This window comes from Rahnella variigena (genome assembly GCF_003610915.1).
GTDB classification, from domain to species: domain Bacteria; phylum Pseudomonadota; class Gammaproteobacteria; order Enterobacterales; family Enterobacteriaceae; genus Rahnella; species Rahnella variigena.
The window spans coordinates 1,706,163-1,723,023 of record NZ_NSDJ01000001.1 but is presented as its reverse complement, the minus strand read 5'-3'; the positions used below and the strand labels follow the sequence as shown (position 1 = coordinate 1,723,023).

The window sequence follows — 16,861 nt, the reverse complement described above, 5'->3', positions numbered from 1 at the left end:
AACAAGGAAAGAAAAATAATGCGGCGAAAGATACGGGATAAAAAGGCGGGAAAAGTGTTAAAGCGTGCTGATGGGGGATATTTGCAGGGAAATTATTGTTGTGCAGAGAATTTAGTGAGGAATTAATTCACATTTAATATGGATTATATAAATAACATTCACTTAAAAAATATAAACGCCCGAAAAAACTCGGGCGTTGCAGATTCGTTTATTACTATTTATAAACGCTTATTCATCTTCTTCCAGATACGTATAACCGTATAAACCGGATTCAAACTCTTCAACAAACTGTGCCTGCAGTTCAGCGTCCAGATCGGTTTCTTTTACCTGATCGCGGAAACGGGCCAGCAACACATTCGGATCCAGCTGTACGTACTCCAGCATGTCCGCCACGGTATCGCCTTCGTCGGACTGCTGCACTTCAATGCTGCCGTCAGGGAACACAAACACATCTACCGCTGCGGTATCGCCGAACAGGTTGTGCATGTTGCCGAGAATCTCCTGATAGGCACCGACCATAAAGAAGCCCAGCACCGGCGGATCCTCTGGATCGTACGGCGGCATTGGCATGGTCGTGGCAACACCGTCACCGTCGATATAGTGATCGATAGTACCGTCGGAATCACAGGTAATGTCCAGCAGTACCGCACGGCCTACCGGTGGCTTATCCAGACCTTCCAGCGGCAGAACCGGGAACAACTGATCGATACCCCACGCATCCGGCATAGACTGGAACAGCGAGAAGTTGACGTACAGTTTGTCCGCCATACGTTCCTGCAATTCGTCGATGATCGGACGGTGTGCACGGTTGCTCGGATCCAGCTGATCCTGAATTTTGTTACAGATATTCAGGTAGATGTCTTCCGCCCAGGCGCGCTGGGTCAGATCCAAAATGCCGTGCGCATATTGCGAATGAACGTCGTGCAAATCCATCTGACTGTCATGCAGCCATTCACGCAATGAGCGACGGTTTTCAGGATCGTGCATTTCGTTCCAGGTATCCCACATGCTGCCCAGTGCGCGCGGCGCATCATTTTCCGGGGCAACCGGCTCTTTGAATTCGTTGCGCTCAACGCCAATCACGTTGGACACCAGCACGGTATGGTGCGCGGTCACTGCGCGGCCAGACTCGGTGATCACCGTCGGATGCGGCAGGCCATGCTCATTACAGGCGTCGCCGATACCCCAGATGACGTTGTTAGCGTATTCATTCAGGCCATAGTTCACCGAGCAGTCAGACTGCGAACGGGTGCCTTCGTAATCCACACCCAAACCACCGCCGACATCGAAGCACTGAATGTTGACGCCCAGCTTGTGCAGTTCAACGTAGAAACGCGCGGACTCACGCACACCGGTGGAAATATCGCGGATATTCGCCAGCTGTGAACCCAGGTGGAAGTGCAGCAATTGCAGACTTTCCAGACGCCCTGCTTCACGCAGCATTTCGACCAGTTGCAGAACCTGAGACGCCGCCAGACCGAATTTCGATTTCTCGCCGCCGCTGGACTGCCATTTACCGGAGCCCTGCGAAGACAGACGCGCACGCACGCCCAGACGCGGGATCACATTGAGACGCTCAGCTTCTTCCAGCACCAGTTTAATCTCAGTCATCTTCTCGATAACCAGATACACCTTGTGACCGAGCTTTTCGCCGATCAGCGCCAGACGAATGTATTCACGGTCTTTGTAACCGTTACAGACGATAACGGAACGGGTCATCCCGGCATGCGCCAGAACGGCCATCAGCTCAGCTTTTGAGCCCGCTTCCAGACCCAGTGGTTCACCGGATTCCACCAGCGATTCAATCACGCGGCGGTGCTGGTTAACCTTAATCGGGTAAACCAGGAAGTAGTCACCCTCGTAGCCGAACGATTCACGCGCACGTTTGAACGCGGCGTTAATCGAACGCAGACGGTGCTGCAAAATTTGTGGGAAACAGAACAGTGCCGGCAGACGCTGACCGTCCTGCTCACGCATGTCTTTTACCAGTTGTGCCAGATCGACACGGGCAGAAGGCTCGTCAGGATCAGGGCAGACACTGATGTGGCCCAGTTCGTTGACGTCATAATAATTGTTACCCCAATAGGCAACGTTGTAAGTGCGCAGCATTTTGCTGGCATCACGATCGTTCACGGCAACCTCCTGCATGGAGCGCAAAGAAACAGTATCGCCCGCATGTGACGGACGGTGGGACTGGATGTCATCAGACATAGGTAAATCCTCTTTCTATACTGACAACATGGCCAGCCACTATCGCAGTAACAACAGGTGAGAACAACCCGCAAGGCTGGCTTTCAGACAGGATAAAACCCTGCGAGCCACAGCCACGAGACTGTTTTCCACTCATATCATTGTAAAACACGTTTTTAGACTCCGTGTAACGAGTCGGGAGAAATCAGGGATGGATGCCCCGGGAGATTGCAGGCTACATCAGTATTGTGTCGGGATTGCGATGTTCACGCAGGCCTGAGGTTACTGAGTAGCGTACCGATGTCGGCGACTGACCTGTCTGTCGTCGGGCTTTCTGAAACATCGCAAAGAAGACAGACGCTTTTCTGAATGAAAGTCTGAAAGAAGTGCTGCAGAACGCAATGAAGGCTGCAGGGGATGCTGTTGAAATGTTACAAGCGGTAAAAAGTGGGTCATTAAACTAACCACCTCCACACGTGCCACGCATCACCCGCGGGCATTCAAGCTGAGAAAACAGTAATTACTGGAATACGCTGCTTCTGCAGGGCCTGCAGAAATGTGCATAGCGCGCGCCGTTTATACCGGCAACCCGCTGTAATTGCAAAATGAAAATGCGGTGTAACTAGTTTCAGACCGTGAATATCACTGCAAACCCGCACAATAACGCCCACTCTGTCACAAAAATGACTGGCATTCAGAACGTCTGCTATCCTAAAATAGCCGTCCAGATGTTAATCCGTCCGCACGCATGGGTGGTTTAACGCGCAAACTGCTTCAAGGCTTTGCCTAATGGGGACATGCAGGACGCATTGCGACAATGTTGAGCTCAGCTCCTCATCTGCCCGTCACCCCAGTGCTATGCAGTGATATCTAACCCGTCGTATGTAAGGTAAAGAACATAATGGCTAAACACCTCTTCACGTCCGAATCCGTTTCGGAAGGACATCCAGACAAAATTGCTGACCAGATTTCCGATGCTGTCCTGGACGCAATTTTAGAGCAAGACCCAAAAGCACGTGTTGCATGTGAAACTTATGTCAAAACCGGCATGGTCCTGGTTGGCGGTGAAATCACCACCAGCGCATGGGTCGACGTTGAAGAAATCACGCGTCAGACTGTTCGCGAAATTGGCTATATCCATTCTGACATGGGTTTCGATGCCAATTCCTGCGCAGTGCTGAGCGCTATCGGCAAGCAATCGCCGGATATCAATCAGGGCGTTGACCGTACTGATCCGCTGGAACAAGGTGCAGGCGACCAGGGTCTGATGTTTGGTTATGCGACCAACGAAACCGACGTGCTGATGCCAGCACCGGTAACTTACGCACACCGTCTGGTGCAGCGTCAGGCAGAAGTACGCAAATCAGGTACCCTGCCATGGTTGCGCCCGGATGCAAAAAGCCAGGTCACTTTCCAGTATGACGAAGGTAAAATTGTCGGCATTGATGCCGTTGTTTTATCTACTCAGCATTCTGAAGACATCTCGCTGAAAGATCTGCAGGAAGCGGTGATGGAAGAAATCATCAAACCTGTGTTGCCCGCTGAGTGGCTGAACGCCGGTACCAAATACCACATCAACCCGACTGGCCGTTTCGTTATCGGTGGCCCGATGGGTGACTGCGGTCTGACCGGTCGTAAAATCATCGTAGACACCTACGGCGGTATGGCCCGTCACGGTGGCGGTGCGTTCTCCGGTAAAGATCCATCTAAAGTTGACCGTTCAGCGGCCTACGCGGCACGTTATGTGGCGAAAAACATCGTGGCTGCCGGTCTGGCTGACCGTTGTGAAATCCAGGTGTCTTACGCAATCGGCGTGGCTGAACCGACTTCCATCATGGTGGAAACCTTCGGTACCGGTAAAGTTTCCAACGAACAGCTGACCTTGCTGGTGCGCGAGTTCTTCGACCTGCGTCCATACGGTTTGATCCAGATGATGGACTTACTGCACCCTATCTATAAAGAAACCGCAGCCTACGGTCACTTTGGTCGCGAACATTTCCCTTGGGAAAAAACCGACAGAGCCGCTCAGTTGCGCGAAGCCGCAGGTTTATAAGAAACCCACGCGACATAAAACCTCTCAAACCCCGCCGCAAGCGGGGTTTTTTATTTCTCTGGTTTCCCTTTATTTTCTTTTTCCTTTCTTTTTCATCATTCTAATACCTAAACAGCTTACAACAACAGATAAACGCAGTTGTTTTATCTGAATGATTTTTAAGGTTATTTTCTTAGATGCATTCTTATTTATTTTACTTAATACATTATGTAGATATGCGTCATATTTAAATTATCCCCTCTCTTTTTTTTAACATTAACGATAACTGACATAAAATACTGATTAAAAGCCCTTCATAATCAGTATGGTGAGCGTTTTTTCAAATGTTATATTTGTGTTGTCGAACATTTATACTTAAACAAATAACACAAATAGCTAATTTGCGTGCCATTGACCTGAACATTCATTGAATCTATTATTCACCCCATCGAAAGCGTTCAGACTAATATTTACTCAAAGGGAATTAACGAAATCTTCTTCAGGATAGCGACTTATTAAACATTGAGAAAATGACAATGCCATCAAATAAATTAAAATCATTAATAATGATTTTAGCGGCCTCCCCATTAATTTTATCAGCATCATCATTTGCAGGAATAAGCGTCTATCCGATTTCGGTTCCTATGCAAAAAAGTGGTGGCGCACAAATTAGCGTAACAACAAATTCCGCCACCACGGAATATGTAAAAACAACCGTGAAGAAAATTAATAACCCGGCCACACCACAGGAAAATGAAACGACAATCAGTCAGTCATCAGGAAACGGTATTGTTGTTACTCCGGAGAAATTTGGACTTGCTCCCGGCACCACCCGAATTATACGTATGATAAATATTCAGCCACCGCAAACAGAAGAGGCATACCGTGTTTATTTTGAGGGTGTGCCGGGGCTGAATAATAACAGCGATAAAAAGGATCAGAAACAACCGGCTAAGCTCGGCATCAGCATGATCTGGGGCGTACTGGTTACCGTCCCGCCTGCTGTACCGCGACTGGACTTCACGCTGGACCCGGTGAGCCGCGTGGTCAACAATACCGGCAATATACATCTGAAGATTAACAGTATCGGTCTATGCCCTCAGCAACTCACTGATGATGGATGTAAATGGAGCAAACCGGTTAAAAATAGCATTTACCCTAATCAGCACACCACATTAGATCCTGCTTTATTTAAGGGGAGTAATTATAGCGTGGTGAAGGTGAAATATTCAAACTGGACAGATAAATCCGCTGGCGTAAAAGAATTCAGTGCAAAATAGACATTCTATTTTTCACAAGCAGTAAGAATAACCCTTGTTATAAACCCTGCATATTGATATGCACCTCTCTATTAAGGAAGTAAAATGAAATCATTTATTAAACCATTGATGGCTACAGTAATCATGGGCATGGCTATTAACGCTTATGCTGTACAGAAAGATATTACTGTGACTGCAAACGTGGATGCCACTCTGGATATGACCACTGACACGGGTGATGTATTACCATCAACTATGGAAATGGGTTATATGCCTGGTGTGGGTCTGGAACCCGTTACACAGTCCACCAAAATCTATTCCAATGATGCGGAAAAAGACGTGAATATCAGCCTTGCGGGTGCTCCGCAATTAATGGATACCGTCGGCGTGAATTCAAGTATCGCATTAACCGTAAAATACGGTGACCTGATTCTGACTCAGGCACCACAAACGATGGCCGCAACTCATTTGTTCCCTACAGGTGACACTGCAAATGGTTCCATCATCCAGCCACTGATGATCAGCCAGGCTACTCAGGTACCCGTTGCTTCCGGTAACTACAGCGGTGTTGTCAGCGTTGTACTGACTCAGGCAACTGAAACGCCATAAGCGTTCGCCCCACCTAAGTCACTCCTCATCGGCCTGTAAATCAGGCCGATTCTTTTCCCCCTCTCAGATTTTTGAATAAAGGAAAAATAATGAAACCCAATTTGAAAGTGTCCCTTTGCTTTCTGGCAATTCATTTTGCTTTATTCAGCAATCTTGCTTTAGCAGACTCCGACGTCCCCCCCGGCTTTGAAGAACTGGTCTCAGGTCAGAACGTCTGGCTGAACGTCAACCTGCTCGGCCAGTCGGCCGGATTATTTGAAGCTAACGTCACGCTGGAAACCGTCCAGTTCAAAGACCCGCAGTCGGTGCTTAAAGCCTTAAATCTGCCACTGAAAGCCGGTACCCCGGAATATCAGCAGATGCTGGCGACCTTATCCGCCCCTCTTCCACGACACGGCAACCTGGCGTGTGGCAGTAATGCCAATGCCAAAGGATGCGGCTATCTGGAAACTGATTCTCTGGCCCTGATTTATGATGAGAATAACAGCGCAGCCGACGTTTTCGTCAGTAAAAAACTGGTACCGGAATCCGGCGGAAAAACGCTTTATTACACTCCGACCGCACAAACTGAAAATGCGTTAATTCATCAGCAAACCCTGAACATCGCGGCGCAGGATGAATACCAGAGCCTGTCATTACAGGGCTCTGGTGCACTCGGCGTCCTGACGAATGGCTATGTCGGTTTTGACTGGTCACTCGATTCCTACAAAAGTGACGACAGCGACAGCCAGACGGTATCCGTCGATGACCTCTATTTCCGCCAGAGTTTAGGCAAACGCCATTATGTGCAGGCCGGACGCATGGATTCACGCGATCTCTCAAGCAATCTCGGCGGCAATATCAGTTTCTCGCTGTTGCCGCTCAATGCGATCGATGGTGTGCGTGCCGGGAGTTCCCTGAGCTACCTGAATCTTGATGAGGCCAGCAAGGGTTCCCCGCTGGTGGTACTGCTTTCCACTAAATCCCGCGTGGATGCTTATCGTGGCAATCAGTTGCTCGGTACGTTTTATCTTAATAATGGTTCAAATACGCTGGATACCGGCAACTTCCCGAGCGGCAGTTATGCCGTCACCCTGCGAATTTATGAGAATAACCAGCTCGTGCGTACTGAAACTCAGCCGTTTACCAAAACCGGTGGGATCAATGACGGGCATATGCAATGGTTTATACAGGCCGGTGAAACAGCAGATAATAAAGTCGTCAGCACTACTGATGACGAAGAAAATGACAGCACGTCACGCAAACCCGTGATGCAGGCCGGGGCGCGCCTGCCGGTATTTGCCGAACTGATGGCCACCGCGGGCGTCGCGAATACTGATAATGAAAATTACGGTGAAGCGGGTCTGCAATGGACGCACGGTTTTACCGGCAAACTGATCGACGGCGTACTGGATATGCAGGCCAACGTTTTCAGCGGCACCGACGGTTCGAAAGGTAACGTGGAGCAAATCAGTTACAACGACGGCTTTTCCATGAGCGTCTATCGCAATGCCGCCTACGGTAAAAGCTGCACCAGTGCTGATGTCGGGGAAAATGATTACGCTGATATTGGCTGCTACGAATCCGTTAACGCCACACTTTCTGTGCCGGTCAAAGGCTGGTCCGCCTCGCTCGGCTACACATACAATAAAAATACCAGCCTCTCGCCGGACTCCTCGTCATACGATCCTTCAAAGCCTTTTGAAGACAACATGATCAATAACACCGAATCGCAGAGTACCTCGAACACCGTTCAGCTGAGCATGAACAAAAGCTTCAACTGGAAGCAAATGACCATCACCACGCGATTCGGCGGTTACCGTCGTCAGAGCAGCAGCGACAGCGATAACGACAAAGGTGTTTACGTGGGCTTCTCCCTGTCACGCAATACGCCAAAAGATGCGCAGCTTCGCAGCAGCAATACCTCCTTCAGTACGGATTATCAGGGCAGCCAGAATGGCGATGCACAGATGACGTACAACGCCAGCCAGAACTGGGACTGGGGCAGCAATAACGATCGTGAACTGGGTATTGATGTGGGTGGCACGGATACTGATAACGCTAACGCGTCGGTTCACGGCCGTCTCAATGGCCAGTATGGCAATGGCGAACTCACCGTTTCCGACAGCTATGACAATGAGCAAAAAACGCATCAGGGTGCGGTAACTGGCAGCTACAGCTCTTCCGTTGCCGTCTCCAAATCCGGTTTCTTCTGGGGGCCGGGCGGTACAGGTTCACCGGGCGCAGCCGTGGCAGTAAAAGTCAAAGGCAGCGAAGAAGAAGATCCGGATGCAGCGGATGACGCGCTGATCGACGTTTCCGTTCAGGGCGGCGGTGCGGCCCACATGAAACAGAACAGCAAAGCACTGTTCCCGGTTACCGGTTTTGAAGAAGGCAAAGTCTCGGTCAATGAAAGCCGTGATGTCAGCACCGGCAGCCAGGCCAGCATTACTCAGGGCGCAGGGAGTCAGAATTTATTCCTCCTGCCGGGGAAAATGAAACTGCGTGAAGTGACGATGGAATCGCATTACACCTACGTAGGGCAGTTGGTGACGGCGACAGGTGAACCATTGAATACCGGCACTATGCTCAATGCCAATGCCTTCAGCAGTTCGGAAGATGGCGGCTTTACTGCAGAAATGACCTCATTAGCGAAAACGCTGTATGTCAAAAACGGTGAGCAAAATTACCAGTGTGCGGTCACCGTACAATCCAGCCGCGATGTGGTGCGCTATGTCGGAAAAACATTGTGTAAACCGGTGCAGCCTGCTGATTTACCTGAAAATATTCGGAAAGTAAAATGAACATAACTCGTCTCCTGACCTCTTTATTTTTTTTGTTCAGCGCTCAGTTTCTGGTGCTGCCAGATGCCCTTGCAGAGACCGTCGCCCCTATTGATCACAGCATTGATGTCAATATGAGCATCACCAAAGGCGCTGCATCGACCGTCAATATTTGGTCAAGAGAAAGCGGAGGCTATGATTCAACCAACTCCGGACGATGGGGGCTTAACTACTGGGCCTGTACATCCAGTACCGTCGACGAAAATGGAAAATGCCCAACCGGCAAAGGTGGATACGCGGCCAACCTGCCGGTCTATCTGAAATTCACTGAAAAACGCAGTGGAGCGACCCAGACTCTCGAGTTGCAAGGTACCCGCGAAGCCTACTGGTATAACGGAGGTTGCGCTACGTATGGCGACCCTAAACCGATGAACCAAAGTGCACAAAACTCCTGTGGCAGTGACTTAACGGACGGCGTTAACCTGACACTTAAGATCCCGGCAGCTCAGCTCAATATGTTACCAACGGGAGGAATATGGACCGCCCAACTCAAAATCCTCCTGCATAACAGCGGCGGAACCGAGGTCTATCACTGGGATTCAAATATTACTGTTGACGTCAACGACCCGAATAACCAGCAAATCTATTTACCTGAATTTGGCGAAGCCGCACCGCGAGTGGATCTTAACATGCGTCCGCTGCCAGGCACTGGCGGTAATCAGACACAAATGAATGGGGCTGCTACTATAGATATGTGTTTATACGATGGTTATGGCTCGAACAGCTCCAGTTTCATCCTGAAATTTGACGATCAACAGCAGGGAACAATTCAGCGCAATAACGGATACTTCTCAATTTATTCTGATCACGGTGACATTAATCAGGATTCCGGGCGCATTGATTATTACGTGAAAATGCAGGGCCCTGACGGCAAATACGTCAGTGTGATACGCGGTGATGATCTGGTTGTGTCAGATATTCAGACCGCCAAAGTCCGGCAGGTACATCTGCCAGGGATCCCACAGGCGGTATTGTGTGTCCCGGCGCCGCTGCAATTAAGCACTAAAACTATGGATATCAACAGCAAACAAGCCGGACATTATACCGGACACCTGATTGTGAACTTTACCTCACAGCTTTAGGGCGCTCTCTAAATGGATAGAAAAGAAACGTACTTTCTCGCTAGCCTGTTAACTATATTAAGCGCCCTGACAGCCACGTCAGTTAAAGCTGAAAGAGTGGAACCGACCGGGCGTGACACGCCCGTGACTGCCGCATTTGATAAATCCAGCCCTCCTTCACAAATTGATATCTGGAAGAATGAGAGTGGCGGCTACGATACAGATAATCCGGGATTATGGGTAAGAAATTCATGGGTTTGCCTTTCCAGTTCAGACCCTGAAAATGGGCAGTGTAAGACCAAGCCTTCCTGGTGCAGTTACTATACCGAGTCAATTCCTCTCCTATTTCGTGAAAAACGCAGTCACCTTACTCAGATAATCAATATCAGTGGTTCTCACGAAGTGGATGCATGGGGCACATTCAAAAGTGATTCAGGCTGTAGCGGCGGGCCAACCTATGAAACAACGGCGAATTTTAAAATTGCTGCCGCAGAATTAGCTAAATTTCCAACAGGTGGGATCTGGCAAGCGGAATTTAAAGTGGTGCTGACGCAGTGGGATCCTGCAGTCAAACTCGCAGACTGGAACGCCCATATTACCCTCAACGTCACCGACAATAATAACCAGCAAATCTACTTACCAGAATTTGGCGAAGCCGCAGCGCACGTTGATCTCAACATGCGCCCGCTCCCCGGCACCGGTGGCAATCAGACACAAATGAATGGCGCGGCAACGATAGATATGTGTTTGTACGACGGTTATGGCTCGAACAGTACCAGTTTCACCCTGAAATTTGACGATCTGCAGCAGGGTACGAAGGAACGCAATAACGCCTATTTTTCCATTTATTCTGACCAGGGTGATGTAAATCAGGACTCAGGCAGGATTGATTATTATGTGCGAATGCAGGCACCCGACGGTAAATACATTAGTGTGATACGCGGTAATGATCTGGTGATACCGGATATTCAGACTGCACACATCCGGCCGATGCATCTGCCCGGGATCCCGCAGGCGGTTTTATGTATTCCGGCCCCGCTGGAACTCAGCACCAAAACCATTGATATCAACAGCAAACAAGCCGGGCATTATACCGGACACTTGATCGTGAACTTTACACCGCAACTTTAGACGATTCTCAGGACAACGGATTGCACCTCATCAACGTCTTCAACGTAAGGATTTTTATGCGCAGGTCACAGACACAATGGCTGGTCTCCGGTCTGAAAATATTCCCGCCCCTGATGCTGGCGATGCCTGCCTTGTGTTTCGCCAATATCACCGTTTCACCGATGAAAGTGAAGCTCAATGAGCAACATGCAACGACGGTGGTCATCAGTTCTAAAAGCGAAACGACGCAATATATTCAGGGAAAAATCACCGAAGTTCACAATCCCGGCACCGCAGAAGAAAACGAAACGCCGGCACCGCAAGGCGCGCAAAATAGCCTGGTGGTTTCACCGCTGAAATTTGGATTGCCTGCCGGTAACAGTCAGCAGGTGAGGATCGTCGGTCTGGGGGAAAGCAATGAAGAAAAAATCTATCGTGTCCATTTTCAGTCGATGACACCGGAAGAATTTAAAAATACAGCAAGCGATAAAAATTTCACCAGCGCTCTGAGCCTGACCATTGTCTGGGGCGTGGTTGTGATGGTGCCCCCTGCAAAACCGGTCGCCAGACTGGGTTGGGACACCTCTCGTCAGCAAATCACCAATACGGGAAACATTCATCTGTTAGTGAATCGTATCGGCCTGTGTGACAGCGATAAAAAAGACGCCCGCTGCCAGTGGAAAGCGCTGAAGAAAAACGTCTATCCGGGCAAGCCATACCCTCCGGCCTTAACATTTTCTGCTTCAGCATCGTCTGAAAAAATTCGAATCGATTATTTCAACGATTACACTCAAAAGCAGGAAGTGGAGAATTTTCCGTTTAAGTAATTGCCATAATGAAAACGGTTACAGAACATAACTTGTTATAAATTAATTGGTTATTTGTATATGTAAAAGTTTGAAACACTGTATTGATTGATATAAATCAATTTTCGGGCTATTACTCTCCGGCACATCCCCTTCCTGTTACGCTATCCGTTTGAAACCCTTCAAAAACAAGACACCCAATCACACCTATAAGTGTAAACGATTACAACACTGTGAGCGGGTTCACGTTAAGCTGTGCGCAGGGTAAATAACATAACAGCCTAAGCATTATTACAAACTCAAAACGATTGCATTATTTTGGAGACCGGATGAACAACTCAACTTCGACCAAAGGAAAACGCTCGAATAAAAGCGTCACTTTCTTTGTCTGTTTTCTCGCTGCACTTGCCGGACTGCTGTTCGGCTTAGATATCGGCGTCATCGCTGGTGCCCTGCCCTTTATCAGCCATGACTTCCAGATCACAAACCACCAACAGGAGTGGGTTGTCAGTTCCATGATGTTTGGTGCTGCCGTCGGTGCTGTCGGCAGCGGCTGGCTGAACTTCCGCCTGGGACGTAAATACAGCCTGATGATTGGCGCGGTTCTGTTCGTTATCGGCTCCCTGTGTTCCGCCTTTGCACCCAATGCAGAAATCCTGATTGTTGCCCGCGTTCTGCTGGGTCTGGCAGTCGGTATCGCGTCTTACACCGCACCCATTTACCTGTCAGAAATCGCACCGGAAAAAATCCGCGGCAGCATGATTTCCATGTATCAGCTGATGATCACTATCGGTATCCTGGCGGCGTATCTGTCTGATACCGCGTTCAGCTATACCGGCGCATGGCGCTGGATGCTGGGTATCATCACCATTCCTGCGTTGCTGCTGCTGATTGGTGTCTTCTTCCTGCCGGACAGCCCGCGCTGGCTGGCCGCACGTGGCGATGACGGTAAAGCGCGTCGCGTACTGGAAAAACTGCGTGATTCCAGCGAGCAGGCTAAACGCGAACTGGATGAAATCCGTGAAAGCCTGAAAGTAAAACAAAGCGGCTGGGGACTGTTTGTTAACAACAAAAACTTCCGTCGTGCGGTTTACCTCGGCATTCTGTTGCAGGTGATGCAGCAGTTCACCGGTATGAACGTCATCATGTACTACGCACCAAAAATCTTCGGCATCGCCGGTTTCGCCAGCACGTCACAGCAGATGTGGGGCACGGTTATTGTCGGTCTGGTCAACGTTCTGGCGACCTTCATTGCTATCGGTCTGGTTGACCGCTGGGGCCGTAAACCAACGCTGAAACTGGGCTTCCTGGTCATGGCCGTCGGTATGGGCGTGCTGGGTACCATGCTGCATATCGGTGTTGAATCCGATGCGGCAAAATACTTCTCCATCGCCATGCTGCTGATGTTCATCGTCGGTTTTGCAATGAGTGCCGGTCCGCTGATCTGGGTATTGTGTTCTGAAATTCAGCCGCTGAAAGGCCGTGATTTTGGTATCACTGTGTCCACCGCGACTAACTGGATCGCCAACATGATCGTCGGTGCGACCTTCCTGACCATGCTCGACAGCCTCGGTAACGCCAACACCTTCTGGGTGTACGCTGCGCTGAACGTAGTCTTCATCTTCATCACCATTGCATTGATCCCTGAGACTAAAAACGTCTCTCTGGAACACATCGAACGCAACCTGATGAAAGGCGAAGCCCTGCGCGACATCGGTAAGTAAGTTCGCCATAAGTCCGCAATAAATAGGTCGGCTATAAATCAGCCAGCTTTTCCTCCCCTGCAAAGGGGAGGAATTCCATATTGCATCTCTCCCCTGCCAGATTTATCCTTCGCCAGATGAAAACCTCACGTCTCCCCATCGCCCTGCAACAGGCCGTTATGCGCTGTCTGCGGGAAAAACTCCGGATGGCAAATCAGTTTTTTGGCACCGATTACACGGAGCCGGAAATCACTTATCAGCAACGCGGCACCAGCGCGGGCAGCGCGTATCTGCAACACTGGCAAATCCGGCTCAATCCGGTATTGCTGATGGAAAACCAGCAGCCTTTTATCGATGAAGTGGTACCGCACGAACTGGCGCACCTGCTGGTATATCGTCGGTTTGGCCGGGCACCTGCGCCGCACGGCAAAGAGTGGCGCTGGATGATGGAACATGTTCTGGGCGTTTCAGCCAGCAGAACGCACAAGTTTGAAGTCGCCTCCGTGCAAAGCAAAACCTATCCGTATTTATGCGCCTGCCGTGACCATCAGCTGACCGTGCGTCGTCATAATAAAGTGATGCGCAAAGAGTCAGAATACCGCTGCCGCCATTGTGGCGAGCTGTTACGGTTTAATGCTAAAGGCACCACTAACTGCTGATTTTTCAATCAGTAATCACGGCAAAGTCTCATTGTCACAGCCCGTGGTATCCGTTACCCTTCCGGCCTTTTAGTCTCAGGTCTTTCAGAAACATGTTTCGTAAAACGTTCTTATCTTTTCTGTTTATCGGTGCGCTGGCACCGCTGAGCGCCTTGAGCCAGTCTGGTCATGCCATCAATAATTTCTCTCAGGCCAAAGCCGCAGCGGTAAAAATTAATCAGGGTGCGCCGACCTTCTATTGCGGCTGTAACATCAGCTGGCAGGGGAAAAAAGGCACGCCGGATCTGCAATCCTGCGGCTATCAGGTTCGTAAAAGTGAACAACGCGCCAGCCGGATTGAGTGGGAACATGTGGTTCCTGCGTGGCAGTTTGGGCATCAGATGCAGTGCTGGCAGGATGGCGGACGTAAAAATTGTGCGAAAAACGCGGATTATCGTCAGGTTGAAACCGACCTGCACAACCTGCAACCCGCGATCGGCGAAGTGAATGGCGACCGTAATAATTTTATGTACAGTCAATGGAATGGTGGTGAAGGTCAGTATGGCCGCTGCGAAATGAAAGTCGACTTCAAGGCCAAGGCCGCTGAGCCGCCAGCCCGTGCCCGCGGTGCCATCGCACGTACCTATTTCTACATGCGCGATCAGTACAAACTGAATCTGTCCCGTCAGCAGACCCAGCTCTTTACCGCCTGGGATCGCCAGTATCCGGTCACTTCATGGGAATGTGAGCGCGATAATCGCATCGCCAGCGTACAGGGCAATCATAACCCTTACGTTCAGCAAGCTTGCGCACAACGAAAAAGCTAACTTAGTATTATCACGTCATCAGAGCACATTAGCTCGCGACAACGCGGGCTAATCACGCCAAAATAGCCCTCCAGAAAAGACTTTAAGGACAGCAGCCACACATGCGCATACCCCGCATTTATCATCCGGAAACCCTGACCGCTCACAGCGAAATTGCGCTGAGCGAAGATGCCGCAAACCATGTCGGACGCGTTCTGCGGATGCAGCCCGGTCAGGCGATCCAGTTATTTGATGGCAGCAATCAGGTTTTCGACGCCAGCATCACGCAGGTTGATAAGAAAAGTGTGCGTGTCAGCCTGAGCGAAGGCGTGCTGTCAGACAACGAATCCCCGCTGGATCTGCATCTCGGCCAGGTGATTTCACGCGGCGAGAAGATGGAATTCACCATCCAGAAATCTATCGAGCTTGGCGTAAATACCATTACTCCGCTGTTCTCTGAGCGCTGCGGCGTCAAACTTGACGGCGAACGCCTGGAGAAAAAATTGCAGCAATGGCAGAAAATTGCCATCGCAGCCTGCGAACAATGCGGACGTAACCGCATCCCTGAAATTCGCCCGGTGATGCAGCTCGAAGCCTGGTGTGCCGAACAGGATGACAGCCTGAAGCTGAACCTGCATCCGCGCGCCAGCCACAGTATTAACACCCTGCCGCTACCGGTGAGCCACGTTCGCTTACTGATCGGCCCGGAAGGCGGTTTATCCGCTGACGAAATTGCAATGACCTCCGGCTACGGATTTACTGATATCCTGCTGGGACCCCGTGTTCTGCGTACAGAAACCACAGCACTCACCGCGATAACGGCCTTACAGGTTCGTTTCGGCGATCTGGGTTAAGAGGAGACCAAATGATCAAGCTTGGCATCGTGATGGACCCGATTTCTTCCATCAACATCAAAAAAGACACCAGTTTCGCTATGTTGCTGGAAGCGCAGAGTCGTGGCTATGAGCTGCACTACATGGAAATGAATTCCCTGTATCTGCGCGGCGGCGAAGGCCGTGCGACCACCAAAAAACTCAGCGTGAAGCAGGATTACGACGGCTGGTATGAGTTCGGCACTGAGCAGGATATCGCCCTGCAGGAACTGGATGTCATCCTGATGCGTAAGGATCCTCCGTTCGATACTGAATTCATTTACGCCACCTATATCCTTGAACGCGCGGAAGAAAAAGGCACGCTGATCGTTAACAAACCGCAGAGCCTGCGTGACTGTAACGAAAAGCTGTTCACCGCGTGGTTCCCGGAACTGACGCCGGATACGCTGGTAACCCGCAATGCGGCGCAGCTGAAAGCGTTCCATAAAGAACACACTGACGTGATCCTCAAGCCGCTCGACGGCATGGGTGGCGCTTCAATCTTCCGTCTGAAACCAGAAGACGCGAACGTTTCTGTGGTGATTGAAACGCTGACCGAACACGGCAGTCGTTTCTGTATGGCACAAAATTATCTGCCCGCCATCAAAGACGGTGACAAACGCGTTCTGGTGGTCGACGGCGAGCCGGTGCCTTACTGCCTGGCGCGTATTCCGGCGCAGGGCGAAACCCGTGGTAATCTGGCCGCCGGTGGCCGTGGCGAAGCCCGTCCGCTGAGCGAAAGTGACTGGGCGATAGCCCGCACTGTCGCGCCAATCCTGAAGCAGAAAGGCCTGATTTTTGTCGGTCTGGATATTATCGGCGACCGCCTGACTGAAATTAACGTCACCAGCCCGACCTGTGCGCGTGAAATCGAAGCGGCATTCCCGATTTCCGTCACTGGTATGCTGATGGACGCTATCGAAAAGCGTCTGGCTGCCCGATAAACTGCCTGA

At 50.3% G+C, this 16,861-nt stretch carries 13 protein-coding genes; 12 read left to right on the top strand and 1 reads right to left on the bottom strand.

All coding sequences use genetic code 11. The features are described from left to right. Window positions 1-228: 228 nt before the first annotated feature. Window positions 229-2,211, bottom strand: a complete 1,983-nt coding sequence (gene speA / locus CKQ54_RS07870) for a biosynthetic arginine decarboxylase (protein WP_120160993.1) — start codon at window positions 2,209-2,211, stop codon at window positions 229-231. Between the two features lie 880 nt (window positions 2,212-3,091). Here speA and metK point away from each other — a divergent pair. The 12 genes from metK to gshB all read left to right on the top strand — a co-directional run bounded on the left by metK (window position 3,092) and on the right by gshB (window position 16,852). Next, window positions 3,092-4,243: a methionine adenosyltransferase gene (gene metK / locus CKQ54_RS07865; RefSeq protein ID WP_112288996.1), complete on the top strand. Its 1,152-nt coding sequence runs from the start codon at window positions 3,092-3,094 to the stop codon at window positions 4,241-4,243. Window positions 4,244-4,758: 515 nt separating this feature from the next. Next, window positions 4,759-5,502 carry a fimbria/pilus periplasmic chaperone gene (locus CKQ54_RS07860; RefSeq protein ID WP_120160995.1) on the top strand — a complete coding sequence of 248 codons (744 nt, stop codon included), beginning with the start codon at window positions 4,759-4,761 and terminating at the stop codon, window positions 5,500-5,502. A gap of 84 nt (window positions 5,503-5,586) precedes the next feature. Next, window positions 5,587-6,090, top strand: a complete 504-nt coding sequence (locus CKQ54_RS07855; protein ID WP_120160996.1) for a CS1 type fimbrial major subunit — start codon at window positions 5,587-5,589, stop codon at window positions 6,088-6,090. 89 nt (window positions 6,091-6,179) lie between these two features. Then, window positions 6,180-8,873: a TcfC E-set like domain-containing protein gene (locus CKQ54_RS07850; RefSeq protein WP_120160998.1), complete on the top strand. Its 2,694-nt coding sequence runs from the start codon at window positions 6,180-6,182 to the stop codon at window positions 8,871-8,873. Continuing rightward, complete coding sequence (locus tag CKQ54_RS07845; protein WP_120160999.1) at window positions 8,870-9,994, top strand: CfaE/CblD family pilus tip adhesin; 1,125 nt, start codon at window positions 8,870-8,872, stop codon at window positions 9,992-9,994. The genes CKQ54_RS07850 and CKQ54_RS07845 overlap by 4 nt, the downstream gene beginning before the upstream one ends. 12 nt (window positions 9,995-10,006) lie before the next feature. After that, complete coding sequence (locus CKQ54_RS07840) at window positions 10,007-11,104, top strand: CfaE/CblD family pilus tip adhesin (protein ID WP_120161001.1); 1,098 nt, start codon at window positions 10,007-10,009, stop codon at window positions 11,102-11,104. A 56-nt stretch (window positions 11,105-11,160) separates the two neighbouring features. Next, window positions 11,161-11,910 (top strand): fimbria/pilus periplasmic chaperone, encoded by a 750-nt coding sequence (locus CKQ54_RS07835; protein WP_120161003.1) that lies wholly within the window; start codon window positions 11,161-11,163, stop codon window positions 11,908-11,910. Window positions 11,911-12,218: 308 nt separating this feature from the next. Next, window positions 12,219-13,613: a sugar porter family MFS transporter gene (locus CKQ54_RS07830; RefSeq protein ID WP_095924804.1), complete on the top strand. Its 1,395-nt coding sequence runs from the start codon at window positions 12,219-12,221 to the stop codon at window positions 13,611-13,613. Between the two features lie 116 nt (window positions 13,614-13,729). Next, window positions 13,730-14,251: a SprT family zinc-dependent metalloprotease gene (locus CKQ54_RS07825; RefSeq protein WP_113878352.1), complete on the top strand. Its 522-nt coding sequence runs from the start codon at window positions 13,730-13,732 to the stop codon at window positions 14,249-14,251. Between the two features lie 92 nt (window positions 14,252-14,343). Next, a complete protein-coding gene (gene endA, locus CKQ54_RS07820) occupies window positions 14,344-15,057 on the top strand; it encodes a deoxyribonuclease I (protein WP_120161005.1) in 714 nt (237 codons plus the stop codon). 101 nt (window positions 15,058-15,158) lie between these two features. Then, complete coding sequence (rsmE, locus tag CKQ54_RS07815; RefSeq protein ID WP_120161007.1) at window positions 15,159-15,890, top strand: 16S rRNA (uracil(1498)-N(3))-methyltransferase; 732 nt, start codon at window positions 15,159-15,161, stop codon at window positions 15,888-15,890. A gap of 11 nt (window positions 15,891-15,901) precedes the next feature. Further along, entirely contained in the window at window positions 15,902-16,852 is a 951-nt protein-coding gene (gene gshB / locus CKQ54_RS07810; protein ID WP_112289007.1) for a glutathione synthase, read from the top strand. Window positions 16,853-16,861: the final 9 nt, after the last annotated feature.

Excerpts from the sequence above, each read along its gene's own strand:
- speA (WP_120160993.1), bottom strand. The coding sequence starts at position 2,211 with ATGTCTGATGACATCCAGTCCCACCGTCCGTCACATGCGGGCGATACT.
- metK (WP_112288996.1), top strand. The coding sequence starts at position 3,092 with ATGGCTAAACACCTCTTCACGTCCGAATCCGTTTCGGAAGGACATCCA.
- CKQ54_RS07860 (WP_120160995.1), top strand. The coding sequence starts at position 4,759 with ATGCCATCAAATAAATTAAAATCATTAATAATGATTTTAGCGGCCTCC.
- CKQ54_RS07855 (WP_120160996.1), top strand. The coding sequence starts at position 5,587 with ATGAAATCATTTATTAAACCATTGATGGCTACAGTAATCATGGGCATG.
- CKQ54_RS07850 (WP_120160998.1), top strand. The coding sequence starts at position 6,180 with ATGAAACCCAATTTGAAAGTGTCCCTTTGCTTTCTGGCAATTCATTTT.
- CKQ54_RS07845 (WP_120160999.1), top strand. The coding sequence starts at position 8,870 with ATGAACATAACTCGTCTCCTGACCTCTTTATTTTTTTTGTTCAGCGCT.
- CKQ54_RS07840 (WP_120161001.1), top strand. The coding sequence starts at position 10,007 with ATGGATAGAAAAGAAACGTACTTTCTCGCTAGCCTGTTAACTATATTA.
- CKQ54_RS07835 (WP_120161003.1), top strand. The coding sequence starts at position 11,161 with ATGCGCAGGTCACAGACACAATGGCTGGTCTCCGGTCTGAAAATATTC.
- CKQ54_RS07830 (WP_095924804.1), top strand. The coding sequence starts at position 12,219 with ATGAACAACTCAACTTCGACCAAAGGAAAACGCTCGAATAAAAGCGTC.
- CKQ54_RS07825 (WP_113878352.1), top strand. The coding sequence starts at position 13,730 with ATGAAAACCTCACGTCTCCCCATCGCCCTGCAACAGGCCGTTATGCGC.
- endA (WP_120161005.1), top strand. The coding sequence starts at position 14,344 with ATGTTTCGTAAAACGTTCTTATCTTTTCTGTTTATCGGTGCGCTGGCA.
- rsmE (WP_120161007.1), top strand. The coding sequence starts at position 15,159 with ATGCGCATACCCCGCATTTATCATCCGGAAACCCTGACCGCTCACAGC.
- gshB (WP_112289007.1), top strand. The coding sequence starts at position 15,902 with ATGATCAAGCTTGGCATCGTGATGGACCCGATTTCTTCCATCAACATC.